This window comes from Micromonospora sp. DT31 (assembly GCF_049841795.1).
Classification (GTDB): domain Bacteria; phylum Actinomycetota; class Actinomycetes; order Mycobacteriales; family Micromonosporaceae; genus Micromonospora.
In genome coordinates this window covers 72,764-85,724 of the sequence record NZ_JBNCKZ010000001.1, presented here as the reverse complement: position 1 = coordinate 85,724, position 12,961 = coordinate 72,764, and the positions used below count along the sequence as shown (strand labels likewise).

The window sequence follows — 12,961 nt, the reverse complement described above, 5'->3', positions numbered from 1 at the left end:
CACGGAACAGACGGGAAGGAAGATGTCGTGCGCACGGTAGTTCCACCGCAGTTCTCCGGCGAGGACCTGCAACACCTGCTCGCCGCTACCCTGAACGACCCGTCCCGGCCGGCCGGGACGAGCACCGAACGACAGACGCCGGTCACGCCGCCGCCGGTGCGGGACCCCCGGCCGGACGCGGCCGGGCCGGCGCAGCCCACCGACCCCTGGGACGAGCCGTGGTGACCTCCGAGGTCCCCGCGGCCTTCCGCCCCTACCTGGACCTGCCCGCGGACGTACGTCCCGCCGGCACGCCCGACCCGGACACGGGCGCGGTCCTGGTGACCGGCGCGACCGGGTTCCTCGGCGCCACCCTGGCCGACGAGGTGCTCAGCCGGTGGCCGGAGCGCACGGTGTACTGCATCGTCCGTCCCGGCGCGGGCACCGCGGACGAACGCCTCCGCCAGGCGCTCATCGAGGCGGAGCTGTGGAACGAGGAGTGGCGTGGGCGCCTGCGGGCGGTCCCCGGGGATCTGTCCCAGCCGGGCGCCGGCCTCGCCCCCGACGACGCGCGCCGGCTGGCCGAGGAGGTGTCGCTGATCTACCACAGCGGCGCGTTCGTGAACCTGGCGTTCCCGTTCGACCAGGTCCAGGCGGCCAACGTGGGCGGCACCGTGGAGATGCTGCGCCTGGCCGTGACCGGCCGCCCCAAACGGCTCTGCCACATCTCCACGATGTCGACGATCGACATCAACGCCCGCGACGGGGAACGGCTGCGGGACCCGGCACCGCTTGGCGCGTTCGAGGCGATGACCACCGGCTACACGAAGAGCAAGTGGATCGCCGAACTGCTCGTCGAGCAGGCGGCGCAGCGGGGCGTGGACGTGCGGACCGTCCGGATGGGCGCCCTCGCCGGCCACTCCCGCACCGGCGTGTCGAACCCGAACGACTACGCCTGGCTGGTCATCTCCGCCTGCCTGGAGCTCGGCGCCGTGCCACTGATGCGGGCACCGACGAGCTGGCTGCCGGTCGACCTCGTCGCCCAGGCGACCATCATGCTCGGCGAGCTGCCCACCGAGGGATACCGCCCGTACCAGATCCTGCCACCCGGTCAGGTCACCTACTCGGACGTCTTCAGCTGGCTGCGGCGGGCCGGCTACCGCCTCCCGACGATGGGCTTCGCGCAGTGGCGGGAACGGCTGCGCCAGCACGCCGACGGGGGCTCGCGGGCGGTGCAGGCGATCGCCTCGGCGATCCCCAAGGGTGGGCTGCCCGGTGAGGCACAGGCCAACCTGCACTCTCCCGAGACCGAGGCGATCCTCGTCGCCCACGGCATGAACCCGCCCCGGCTCACGGAGCCGACGTTCCAGACCTACCTGCGCACCGGGCACCGGCGCAAGGAGATTCCGGCACCGACCACGGAAGGATTCCGGTGAGTTCCTCAGCCCCCGACTACGACCACGTCGCACCGTACTACGACGATCTGACCTCGTCCCTGCTGGACACCGGGCAGACCGTGGACTTCCTCGCCGAGCACGCCGGCGCGGGACGCATTCTCGAACTCGGTGTGGGGACCGGCCGGATCGCACGTCCGTTGTCGCAGCGCGGCTACGACGTGACCGGCATGGACAACTCCCCCGGGATGCTCGCCCGACTGCGCTCGCGCGCTGACGGCGCGAAGGTGAACGTCGTCCTCGGCAGCTTCACCGAGATGCCGGTCGAGGGCAACTTCGACCTCATCTACGCCGTGTTCAACTCGCTGTTCTGCGCGCTGACCCAGGAGGAGCAGCTGCGGACGGTGCAACTGGCCGCACAGCACCTGGCGGTGGACGGCATGTTGGTCGTCGAGACGAACCTTCCCGACATCGCCCGCTCGGACAGCGCCGGGCGCACCCTCAACACCGGCGGGGTGGAACGCAACCGCGTCTTCATCGAGGCCGCGATGCACGACCCCTCGACCCAGCGGATCCGTACCCAGACCATCATCGTGTCGGAGCAGGGCATCCAGATGTTCCCGGTGATGATGCGCTACTTCTGGCCCAGCGAGCTGGACCTCATGGCCAGGCTGGCGGGGCTGCGCCTGGTGAAGCGCTACGGCAACTGGGACAAGAGCCCCTACAACCGCACGAGCAACCGGCAGATCAGCGTTTTCCAGCACGACTCCCGGCAGGCGTGACAGCGGGCCCGCCGCGAGCACACGAAAAGGGACGGCCAGCCGATCGGCTGGCCGTCCCTTTCGGGTCACCCGTTCACAGACCCCGCAGCATCCCGTCCAGCGCCGACTCGCTGACCAGGCCCGGCCGGTACTGCAGCGTCACCGGCAGCTCACCGGCCGCCGCGTCGACGAACTCGAGCGACGCCACCACACCGGTACGCGCCGTCGACGGCCCGTCCGGCCACTGCGGCTCCAGCGGAACGAGCGTCACCCGTTCGTCGGCGCAGGCGACGGGCGCCTGCGGGGCCCGCGCCACCACGGCCACGCCGGGAACCGCCGCCAGCCGCTCACCGCCGTGCCACTGCAGGGCCAGCAGCTCCGCGGGTACGGCATGCGACAGCGCCCACGCGACGTCGGCGCGGACGGCGTCGAGCCCTTCGCCGGTGAAGGGCACCAGCAGCGTCGAGGCCAGCGGCCCGACGAGGTGCCGGGTGTCCTCACCGCGCCCGTCCAGCACGAGGGCGCCCACCGTCGCCCCGATCGCGGTCCGCAGCCGGTCGAGCAGCACGGTGGCCAGGTCGACGTCGTGCTGGTCGGCCACCTTGCGCAGGTACGCGTGCTGCTCCTCGGACAGCAGGATCCGGCGGGTCGCCGTGCGGTGGTCCGACCCGACGGGCCCGGACGCCTGCCGCGGCAGCCGCGCACGCCACTGGTTGACCAGATCGGCCACCGCGTCACCGCTGCCCTGCCCCCGCTGCGCGCGGGCGAGGTCGGTGAAGCTCAGGCTGCCCCTGGTGGCCGGCTCGCCGCCGGCCGGGGCCGCGCCGGGCAACGCGGTGCCGTAGGTGGCGGCCAGGTCGGCCAGGACCACCGAGGCGGACGCCACATCGCAGATCGCGTCGTGGAAGCACAGGTACAGCGCCCTGTCGGAGCCCGTCTCCTCGACCAGCAGCGTCCGGAACAGCGGCCCGGCCGCCAGGTCGAACGGACGCTCGGCCCACCGGCGTACGGTGGCCAGGGTGCCGGCCGCGTCGTCGGTGACCGCCTCCTCGAAGTCGATGTCCGCAGCCGGCTCGATCACCTGCACGGAGTCGAGGCCGCGCAGCTCGAACCGGGCCCGCAGCATCTCGTGCCGCTCGATGACGGTCTGCAGCGCCGAGAGCAGCTCACCCACATCGACGGGGCCGCGCAACCGCGCGCCCACCACGAAGCCGGGCGAGGTGACACCGGGTACGACCTGCTCGGCGATGCACAGCGCGGCCTGGGCGAAGGAGACCGGGGCCGACCGGGCGCCGGTGTCGCCGCCGTCGCCCTCCTGGATCGCCTCGGCCAACGCCGAGGCCCAGGCCCGGACGGTCGGCACGGTGAACAGCTCCCACACCGGCAGGTCGACCCCGAACTCACCGCGGATCCGCGCGACGATCTCCATGGCGAGCAGGGAGTGCCCGCCCAGGTCGAAGAAGCCGTCGTCGACGCCGACCGACGTGACGCCGAGCACCTCGCCCCACATCTGGGCGATGCGCGTCTCGAACTCGCCGGCCGGCTTGCTCTCCGGCGTCACCGGCTCGTCCCGGCCGTCGTCGAGCAGCGCGTCCCGGTCCGGCTTGCCGTTGACGGTCAGCGGGATCTTCTCGAGGACGACGAAGCGGGTCGGCACCATCGGCAGCGGCAGTTCCTCGCGCAGCCGGGCGCGCAGTTGCGCCGGGTCGACCTCCCCGACCAGGTAGGAGATCAGTTCGTTGTTGCCCGACGGGTCCTTGGCGACGGCCGCGACGCACTGCCGCACACCCGGCTGGCGCAGCATGGCGGTCTCGACCTCGGTGAGTTCGATGCGGTGACCGCGGACCTTGACCTGGGTATCCTTGCGGCCGGCGAACATCGCCCCGCCGGAGGAGTCGACCCGGACGAGGTCGCCGCTGAGGTAGCACCGCGCGCCGGCCACGTCGGTGTACGGGTCGGGGCGGAACCGCTCGGCGGTGAGCCGGGGCCGGTTGTGGTAGCCGGCCGCCACCATCTCGCCACCGATGGCGAGTTCGGCGCGCACGTTCAACCCCACGATCTCCAGGTCGTCGTCCACCGGGTAGTACGACGTCCCGGCCACCGGCCTGCCCAGCGGCAGGTACCCGGGGTCGTCGGCCCGGTGGTACGAGGAGAGCACCGTCGTCTCGGTGGGTCCGTAGCCCTGGTACAGCCGCGAGCACCGCGTGAGCAGCGTGGTCGCCAACTCACGGCTGAGCGCCTCGCCGCCGGTGATGACCCGGACACGACGGCGACCGCTGTCGCCCAGTCCGGCGAGCACGAGCATCTGCAGCAGCGACGGGGTCGCGTAGACGGTGTCGACCTGGTGGGTCTCGATGCACTCCAGCAGCACCGAGGGTTCGCGTTGCTTCAACCCGCCGGGCGGCAGCGCCACTGTCGCACCGTTGGCCAGGGGTACGAAGATGTCGCTGACCATCATGTCGAAGGCCAGGCTGGCCACCGACAACACCGTGTTGCCGGGGCCGACCGCCGGGTCCCCCGTCTCCACGACGCGGGCGAACGTGGCCAACTGGCGGTGCTGCACCATGACGCCCTTGGGCTGCCCGGTGGAACCCGACGTGTAGATGACGTAGGCGATGTCGTCCAGGTCCGGGGCGGTGCGCCCCTCGACGTCGAACAGCACCGCCTCGGCGGCCAGCTCGTCGAGCAGCGCCTTGTCGGCCTCGTAACCGATGGTGAGTTCACGCGCCGCCGTGTGGTCGGTCACGAGCAGCGCCGGCTGCGCGTCGTCAAGCGTCAGGCGCAGCCGGGGCATGGGATGTTCCGGTTCCAGCGGCACCACGGCCCGGCCCGCCTGGAACGCGCCCAGGATCAGCGCGATCACCTCAGGGCTGCGGCTGGCGCACACCGCGATCCACCCTCCCGGCGGGAGGCGGTCGTCGAGCATCGCGGCGTAGCGGTCGACACGCTTGGCAAGGGTCGCGTACGACCAGGGCCGGCCGCTCCAGCGCAGGGCGACCGCGTCGGGGTGCGCCGCGGCGACGCGCGCGAACTTCGTGGGGAGGTCGACCAGCCGCTCCGCGTCGCGCGCAGCGACCGGGTCGACCGGCTGGGCGAACATGTCGAGGGATGTCGTCGTCATCAGCAAAACCGCCCGGTGAGTTGTCGACGTTTACCTGAGGCCTTGTCTGCCGCTCTTCTCCGGGGCCGGTGTGCCGGCGCCGGAGCGGTCCGGATGCGGTGCGCCACCCGAGGTCGCGCCCGACCCGGCGTCGCGGCGTGGCCGCCCCCGGTCCGGCACCAGACCGGGGGCGGCGCGCGTGTGCTAGTTCAGCCGCACCGGCAGTTGTTGCAACTGCCGGAACAGCGGTGTCGGCATCCACCTGAGGTCCTGCGGCGGCACCGCCAGCTGGATGTCGGGGAACCGGGTCAGCAGCGCCGGCAGGGCGATCCTGGCCTCGGTCAGCGCGAGCAGCGCGCCGACGCAGCGGTGGATCCCGGCGCCGAACCCGAGGTGCTGGTTGTCGGTCCGGGTGACGTCGAAGCGGTCCGCGTCGGTGAACCGCCGCGGGTCCCGGTTGGCCGACGCGAGGAGGCCGGCGACCACCTCACCCTTCGGGATGGTGGTGCCGCTGAACTCGATGTCCTCGGTGCTGATCGCGAGCGACACCCCGATCGGCGACTCGAAGCGCATCATCTCGTCCACCGCCGTGGGCCACAGCGTGGGGTCGGCGTCGAGCTGTGCCCGCTGCTCGGGGTGGCACATGAGCAGCAGCGCGCTTGTGGACAGCAGCGCGACGGTCGTCTCGTGCCCGGCGATGAGCAGATGGAAGATGACCCCGATCAGTTCCTCCATGCTCAGCGCGTCCTGCTCGTCCACGGCCTGGACCAGGGCGGTCACCAGGTCGTTCTCCGGCTGGCTGCGCTTGCGTGCGATGAGGTCCTGGCAGTACGCCGCGAGGTTGCGTTGCGACTCGCGCAGCCGGTCCCGCGCGGCCTGCCCGGCGCCGGACATCACCAGACCATCCATCCACCGCCGGAAGTTCGGCCGGTCGGCGACCGGGATGCCCATGAGGTGGCTGATGACGGTCAACGGCAGTGCGAACCCGAAGGCGTGCACCAGGTCCACCTGCTCGCGGCCCTCCATGCCGTCGAGGATCCGCTGCACCAGGTCCTCGACCCATCCTTCGAGTTCCCGGACCCGCCGGCCGGTGAACGCGGACTGCACCAGCTTGCGCATGCGCGTGTGGTCGGGCGGATCGACCGACAGCAGGTTCTTGTTTGTCAGCTGGTCACTGCCGCCGGTGTACTCGATCACGCCGGGCGGAGCCAGTCGCAGGTCGCGGCTGAGCCGGGGATCGACGAGCGACTGTTTCACGTCGTCGTACCGAGCCAGCGTCCACATGTCGAAGCCGTGCGGGGACGGTGCCTTCGACACCGGCTCGTGGTCACGCAGGTGGGCGTAGACCGGGTAGGGATCGACGATGAAGTCGCGGGTGAACAGCGGATGCTGCTGGACGCTAACCGTCACGGTGCTCCCTCCTTGTGGGGTGGTACGTCGGACGAGGGCTCAGTGACCCGGCAGCGGCACCGCGCACAGCCCGAGATCGGGGGCGTTGCCGGTCGACAGGAACGTCCGCACGGTCGAGTCGACACACGGGGTACGGCCGAGCTGCAGGTGACCGCTGGCCTTCAGCACGACCACGTCGGCGTGCAGCCGCCTGGCCACCCGCTGGGTGTGGGTGAACGGGGCGAGCGGGTCGTCGGTCGCGGCCACGACGAGCACCGGCTGCCGGGTCGGGTTGCGCCACGGTCCGCTGGTCCGCTCGGCCGCGGTCGCCGGCCAGGCCTGGCACTTCATCTCGGCGTACCCGTACCGGCCGCCGAGGTACCGGGTGGAGCGCAACGAGGCGAGCAACTGCCTGTCGTACGGCTTCAGATCCTTCGGCAGCGCCCGGTCGAGGCAGGACTGCGAGTAGTACTGCGCGAACCCGCGGTCGTCCCCGCTCGGCAGCGGCACCGTCGGCACCGGCTGCGCGTCGATCTGCGCCAGCTCCTGGCTGAATCCGGGCCAGTTCTGCGGGAACAGCATCGCCCCGCCGACGTAGTCGATCAAGGAGCCGTCGGTGACGACGTCCCACCTGCCCGGGTTGTCGAGCCGGTTCTGCCGGGTCTTGGCCAGCAGTCGCTCGAAGGCGCCCCGCGGGTCCCCCGCGCCGAAGGCGCACTGCGTGGGGGTGTTCCTGCACCAGCGGAAGAAGGTGTCGAGTGTGCGTTCGGTGGCCTGCATCTGCGCGATGTCGAAGGCGAACGGGTCGTTGATGTACTGCTCGGGGTCCAGCGGCGAGTCCAGGACCATCGCCGTCACCCGCTTCGGGAACATCTTCAGGTAGTTCTGGCCGAGGATCGCGCCGCCGGACAGACCGATGAAGCGCAGGCCGGGCTCGCCGAGCGCGATCCGCAGACGCTCCAGGTCCCGCGCCGACGTGGTGCTGCTCAGGTGCGGCAGCAGGGCGGCGCTGCGCTCCTGGCACTTCGCGGCCAGCGCGTGGGCCTCCCGAACCCGCTGGCCCCGGTCGGCGAGGGTCTGCGAGGCGGACAGCGGCGCCTCCAGCGCGTGGTTCTCCTCGTAGGTGGTGCACCGCACGAGCGGCTGGCTGGTTCCGGTGCCGCGGGTGTCCAGGCCGATGATGTCGAACTCGCGGTTCATCTCGGTGAACGCCGGCGCGAAGTACCGCACGTACGCGGTGCCTGTCGCGTCCTGCGTGCCGGCGTTGACAACGATCGACCCCTTGGCGGCCCCGTTCTTGGCGGGCAGCCGCAGCAATCCGATGTGGATGTTCGTCGACGTCGGGTCGGCATAGTTCAGTGGCACGGGCAGTGAGGCGCACTCGAATCCGTCACCGCAGGCGGTCCACGCAAGTCCGCCGGTCGGTGCCTGCGCTTCGGAGCTGGCCGCTGTGGCGGGGCAGACCGTGACGGCGAGCGCCATCACGGCGGTCATCGCCAGGGCCCGGGTCCGGGTCCGGGTGCGGTTCAGATCACGCGACGCCATATCCCCCTCCTTCGTCCGGCCGGCGGGATACCTGGCCGGAGGGCATCGATGGACGCAGTCCTTTCAGCAGCAGGCTAGCCGCGGCTACGGCCGGCGCCGCCGGAGAAACAGAGTTCGAACAGATCCCTGCATCCACCGCGCGGCGCGTCGGCAGACTGGCATCGGCAGCCGTCCCCGACGGCGTGCACAGCCGGGGGAGCAGCGATACGGGCTTCGAGGCGGTGCCGCGCACCGCGACCGCATCGCCGCCACGAGCGCATGGGCAGCGGTAGGCGATCCCTTGGCGATTCCCGCCGGAGAGGAGTGCGTCGTGCATGACCGAGACGGCCACCTGGCAACCAAGCCGGCCGAGTGGCGCCAGCGGATGACGAGCGTGATCGTCGACGGCGCGCGCGCACCCCAACCGTCGGCGCGCCCGGCGAACGATCCCGGGGGCGTGCTCGGGGGCGAGATCGACCACATCGACTGGCGGTCGACGCTGTACTTCTGGCTGGAGAACAGCCTCTACGTCAACAGTCAGGGCATGTACGTCGGGCAGTTCGAGCTGTCGTCGGGCACCAACCAGCTGACTCCCCCGCGGATGTTCATCGACGCGCTGCGGGAGTTCAGGCCGACGAACTACTGGGAGATCAACACCTACACCGGGCCGCTCGGCGACACGTCGCTGCGCGACGCGGTGGTCAACTACGAGAATGCGGTGAACGGCTGGCAGATCGGCCGCGAGAACGTGGCGATGACCGGCGGCGCGCACGAGGGCATCCACATCGCGCTGGCCGCCCTGCGCCGGCAGGGCCGCACCCGGGCCCTGGTCCTGGGCCCCCAGGTACCGTTGATCTTCCAGGCACTGTTGCAGGAGGGCTTCCGCTTCCGCGAGGTGTGGTCGGCCGACCCCCGGGCGATGGTGCCGTCGGCGGCCGAGGTGATCACGGCGCTGGAGCGGTACCGCCCGGACGTGGTCCTGCTGACCTCGCCGAACAACCCGACAGGGGCCCGCTACCTGCCCGAGGAGCTCGACCAGATCGGGTCGGCGACGCTCGAACTGGGCGGTGTGCTCGTGGTCGACAAGATCCTCTCCGACAGCACCATCCCGGGCAGCCCGATGCCGAACGGGACCTGCCCCCGGATGGGCCAGTGGATCACCTCGGGGCGATGTCTGGTGGTGGACAGCCTGTCGAAGCGCCGGGCGGTGAGCGGCCTGCGCAGCGGATATCTGGTGGCCTCCGCCGACATCGTCGCCACGCACTCGATGGCCGTGCTCGGCGGCTGCCCGCCGCTGCTGCTGGCCAGCGCCGCGGCCGCCGACCTGAACTGTTCGGCGCGGCTGCACGCCGGCGGCCCGACGGTGACCGGCACCGACCGTACGCATGCCGAGGACCTGCGCCGGATGCGGGCGACGGTGGATGCGAACTTCCAGTTGGCCAAGGAGATCCTGGGCGACTACTGGATGTGGGACTCCAAGCGACCCGGCTGCATGAACTGCGTGGTCGGCCTCCGGGTCGGCCCCACCGTGCCCGGGGACCGGGAGAAATGCGTCAGTCTGTTCACCCAGCAGGTGACCTGCTACCCGTTGCGGACGTTCGTGGCGGACCCCCGGCTCCTGCGCCGGCCCGACGGCGGTGGCCTCCTCGAAACGAGGCTCACGGTCGCCATGGACCCGGCCCGCTTCGAGGAGACCATGCTGCGCACCCGCTCGGTCCTGCGGGGCCTCGGCGGGTGACCCTCGCCCGCGGGTGACCGTCGCGCCGTCGGCGCGGGACGGACCGGCGCTGCCCGCCGTGGTGCGCCGCCCGCCGTGGTGCGCCCCGCCGTCGCGTGCCCGGGTGTCGCGTGTCCCCCGGGTGTCGCGTGTCCCCCGGTGTCGCGTGTCCCGGTGTCGCGTGTCCCTGGGTCGGCGAACCTCGCGCCCCCGGAGTCGGGCAACCGCATGACGGTGCCGCCATCCTCCGATGGCGGCACCGCACCACGCGCCCACGGCCGAACGGACTCAGCCGACGTCCCGCCGACCCGAACGACTCAGCCGGCGTCCCGCCGCCATCTCCGGTGGCGTCTGCGCCTCGTCGGCGGACCGGTCCTCGGCAGCGGCCCGCTGCATCGTCGACACGGCGTCCCACAACCGGCCGAACGGCATCGCCAGCCGCCCGGCCAGCCACGCGGTCCCCGACGTGCCGCCGGTGCCCAGGCGCTGATGGCCGATCATCTTCGCGGTCAGCTCGACGTGGGTCACCCGCCACTTCCAGGACCTGCGCGACACGTCCAGCATGGCCAGAGCGACGCGCGTCAGGTCGGGTTGCTTCGACACCCCCGGCGCGAGCAGCGACTCCACCGTCACGCCTTCGCGTGCGCAGGCGGCCAGCAGCGCGTCCAGCAACGGACAGTCCCCCCGGCCGCGCAGGCCGAGCCGACGGTCCAGGTCGGCGAACTGGCCCGACTGCGCCCCGCTGGCCGAGCCCAGGTCGCGGCGGAACGCCGCGAACCGCCCCGGCGGCATCGACGCGAGCACGTCGAGGTTCGCCGTCATCACGTCCAGCACGGTCGCGCACCGTTGCAGACACTCGTCCGCGTCGACGTAGCTGCCCTCGGCCAGCGCCGCGCAGGCCTGGTCGAGGTCGAGCAGGACCTGGGCCAGCCAGAGTTCGCTGGTCTGGTGGGTGACGATGAAGAAGTGCTCACACACCCGGTCCAGCGGCCGTTCCGAGCGTGAGTGGGTCTTCTGAAGCTCCAGCAGTTCCGGCACGCGGATGTAGGTGCCGTAGGTGAGCCCGGTCATGACAGCCGCTCCAGCGGCCCCGCGCCACCCCACTGACGGCACGCCTGCACGATGGCGTCGACGCCCTCGACGAGCTGGTGGCGGTCGCCGGCCATCGAGATGCGGACCACGTACCCGGTGCTCGTGTCCCCGGGCATCGCGAAGGCGGCCGCGGGGGCCACGGCGACACCACGGTCGGCGAGCAGGCGGGCCGCGAACGCCTCGGCGGTCAGGCCGGACGAGGCGACGTTCAGCAGCGCGTACCAGCCGCCGGCCGGCGGCTCGTCGATCAGGCCCGCGGCGACCAGCCCGGGCATCACCTCGTCGCGCGAGCGGCGGACCATGGCCACGTTGGCCCGGACCGCGTCGGCGTCGTCGAGCGCGGCGAGCGCGCCGATCTGCGACGGCGTCGGCGGTGCGATGATCGCGCCTTCCTGGACCTTGCGCAGCAGGCCGGCGAACTCGTCGTTCGGTGCGACGACGTAACCCACCCGACATCCGGTCATCGCGTAGCTCTTGGAGAAGGTGAAGGTCGAGAAGACCCGCCTGCCCCGGGGGTCGGTGTCGGCCTCCAGCGCGGCGAGGGAGACGTGCGGGGCGTCGTACGCGAAGTCCTCGTACGCCTCGTCGGCGATGACCACCCAGTCCCGCTCCCGGGCCAGGGCCAGCAGGTCCCGCAGGGTGTCGGCGTCGGCGACGGCACCTGTCGGGTTCGCCGGCGTGTTGACCACGATCACCCGCACGTCAGGCGTGGCCGCGCGGGCGATCGCCGCCACGTCGAGCCGGTAGCCTGGACCGAGCGGGTAGCCCGTCACCCGGTAACCGTTGATCATCCCCTGCTGCCGGTAGATCGGCCAGTGAACCTGTGGGATGAGCAGGCCCGCCCCCGGGGTGTGGACCGCCGCGCCGATCGCCATGAGCCCCTGGCAGGAGCCCGGGGTGACGAAGAGCCGGTCCATGGTCGCCTCGACCTGCTGCCGGGCCAGTTTGGCGACCAGCGCCTCGCGCAGTTCCGGCATGCCCTCGGCGCTGGTGTAGGTGCAGGCGCCGGCATGCAGGGCACGGCTCATCGCCTCGACGGCGCCCGCCGGCATGCCGAACGCCGGCTCGCCCACGTGCAGGGCGACGGGTTCGCGTCGGTGCGCGTACGTCCAGCGCTGCGCTGCCCGGAACACCGCGTGCAGGCTGGATTCGGGGACCTGTTCGACCGGATAGCGCGGCTTGTGCTGTGCCAGCGTGGTCATCGATGTCCTTCCCTCAACTCGGGGCCGCGGCCTTCTTGGTTCACACGCTTCGTCCACCGTCGACGGCTATGAGTGCGCCGGTGACCCAGCCCGACAGGTCCCGGTCAAGCAGGACGTGAACCCACTTGGCCACCTCCTCCGGGCGGCCGAACCGGGCCATCGGGGTGCTGTCGAGCAGCCCGTCACGAAGGGCCTGGGTCTGCGCCGGAGCGAGCCCGAGATCGTCGTACATGGGCGTGTCGACCGGACCGGGCACGACGGCGTTGACCCGTACCCGGGGCGCCAACTCCCGGGCGAGCGAGCGGGTCAGGCTGTTGATCGCCGCCTTGGTCGCCCCGTACATCGACCGTCCCGGCATGGCCAGTACGCCGCCGACCGAGGTGACGTTCACGACGCTGCCGCCGGCGTCCGCAAGAGCCGGCAACAGGGCCTGGATCAGTGCGGCCGGAGCCCGCAGGTTGACGGCCAGCATGCGGTCGAGGTCAGTGAGGTCCGCCGACGGCAACGGCGCGAACCGGGCGAGCCCGGCACAGTTCACCAGGCCGTCCAGGCGCGCGAACCGCTCCTGGACCAGCGCGCGCAGCCGCGCCGGGGCCGTCGGCTCGGTGATGTCCATCGGCACCGGCACCACCGCGCCGGCCGCCTGCGCGGTCAGCGACTCCAGCGGGTCGGCGCGTCTGCCGACGGCGATGACCGTGTCCCCCGCGCCCAGCAGCCGCTGGGCCACGGCACGTCCGATGCCGGACCCCGCGCCGGTAACCACGACGACCCCGACTCGGCCAGTCATCTCCACCTCCACACCC

Annotated in this window: 10 protein-coding genes; 4 read left to right on the top strand and 6 right to left on the bottom strand. The window is 71.8% G+C overall.

Annotation, left to right across the window (positions count from 1 at the left end; all coding sequences use genetic code 11):
* Window positions 1–27: 27 nt before the first annotated feature.
* The 3 genes from ACLQ2X_RS00355 to ACLQ2X_RS00345 are packed head-to-tail and all read left to right on the top strand — an operon-like array spanning window position 28 to window position 2,155.
* A complete protein-coding gene (locus tag ACLQ2X_RS00355) occupies window positions 28–225 on the top strand; it encodes a hypothetical protein (RefSeq protein ID WP_425678848.1) in 198 nt (65 codons plus the stop codon).
* Window positions 222–1,415 carry a thioester reductase domain-containing protein gene (locus ACLQ2X_RS00350; RefSeq protein ID WP_425678847.1) on the top strand — a complete coding sequence of 398 codons (1,194 nt, stop codon included), beginning with the start codon at window positions 222–224 and terminating at the stop codon, window positions 1,413–1,415. The genes ACLQ2X_RS00355 and ACLQ2X_RS00350 overlap by 4 nt, the downstream gene beginning before the upstream one ends.
* Window positions 1,412–2,155: a class I SAM-dependent methyltransferase gene (locus ACLQ2X_RS00345; RefSeq protein ID WP_425678846.1), complete on the top strand. Its 744-nt coding sequence runs from the start codon at window positions 1,412–1,414 to the stop codon at window positions 2,153–2,155. The genes ACLQ2X_RS00350 and ACLQ2X_RS00345 overlap by 4 nt, the downstream gene beginning before the upstream one ends.
* 73 nt (window positions 2,156–2,228) lie before the next feature.
* Here ACLQ2X_RS00345 and ACLQ2X_RS00340 read toward each other — a convergent pair whose 3' ends face one another.
* From ACLQ2X_RS00340 to ACLQ2X_RS00330, 3 genes are all read right to left on the bottom strand, one after another.
* A complete protein-coding gene (locus ACLQ2X_RS00340; RefSeq protein ID WP_425678845.1) occupies window positions 2,229–5,255 on the bottom strand; it encodes an amino acid adenylation domain-containing protein in 3,027 nt (1,008 codons plus the stop codon).
* Between the two features lie 183 nt (window positions 5,256–5,438).
* A complete protein-coding gene (locus ACLQ2X_RS00335) occupies window positions 5,439–6,644 on the bottom strand; it encodes a cytochrome P450 family protein (RefSeq protein WP_425678844.1) in 1,206 nt (401 codons plus the stop codon).
* Window positions 6,645–6,683: 39 nt separating this feature from the next.
* Entirely contained in the window at window positions 6,684–8,168 is a 1,485-nt protein-coding gene (locus ACLQ2X_RS00330; RefSeq protein WP_425678843.1) for an alpha/beta fold hydrolase, read from the bottom strand.
* A 310-nt stretch (window positions 8,169–8,478) separates the two neighbouring features.
* Between ACLQ2X_RS00330 and ACLQ2X_RS00325 the strand changes: the two genes are divergently transcribed.
* The gene (locus tag ACLQ2X_RS00325) at window positions 8,479–9,885 is read left to right on the top strand and encodes a pyridoxal phosphate-dependent aminotransferase (protein ID WP_425678842.1); all 1,407 of its coding nucleotides are present in this window, start codon (window positions 8,479–8,481) and stop codon (window positions 9,883–9,885) included.
* Window positions 9,886–10,152: 267 nt separating this feature from the next.
* On the opposite strand, the gene ACLQ2X_RS00320 is transcribed toward ACLQ2X_RS00325, so the two are convergent.
* From ACLQ2X_RS00320 to ACLQ2X_RS00310, 3 genes are read right to left on the bottom strand one after another with little or no spacing between them, the layout of a single operon-like run.
* Window positions 10,153–10,935 carry a tryptophan 2,3-dioxygenase family protein gene (locus ACLQ2X_RS00320; RefSeq protein WP_425678841.1) on the bottom strand — a complete coding sequence of 261 codons (783 nt, stop codon included), beginning with the start codon at window positions 10,933–10,935 and terminating at the stop codon, window positions 10,153–10,155.
* On the bottom strand, window positions 10,932–12,158 hold the full coding sequence (locus ACLQ2X_RS00315; protein WP_425678840.1) for a pyridoxal phosphate-dependent aminotransferase: 1,227 nt from the start codon (window positions 12,156–12,158) through the stop codon (window positions 10,932–10,934). The genes ACLQ2X_RS00320 and ACLQ2X_RS00315 overlap by 4 nt, the downstream gene beginning before the upstream one ends.
* Window positions 12,159–12,198: 40 nt before the next feature.
* Window positions 12,199–12,945, bottom strand: coding sequence for an SDR family NAD(P)-dependent oxidoreductase (locus ACLQ2X_RS00310; protein ID WP_425678839.1), 747 nt, complete (start codon window positions 12,943–12,945; stop codon window positions 12,199–12,201).
* Between the last annotated feature and the right edge of the window lie 16 nt (window positions 12,946–12,961).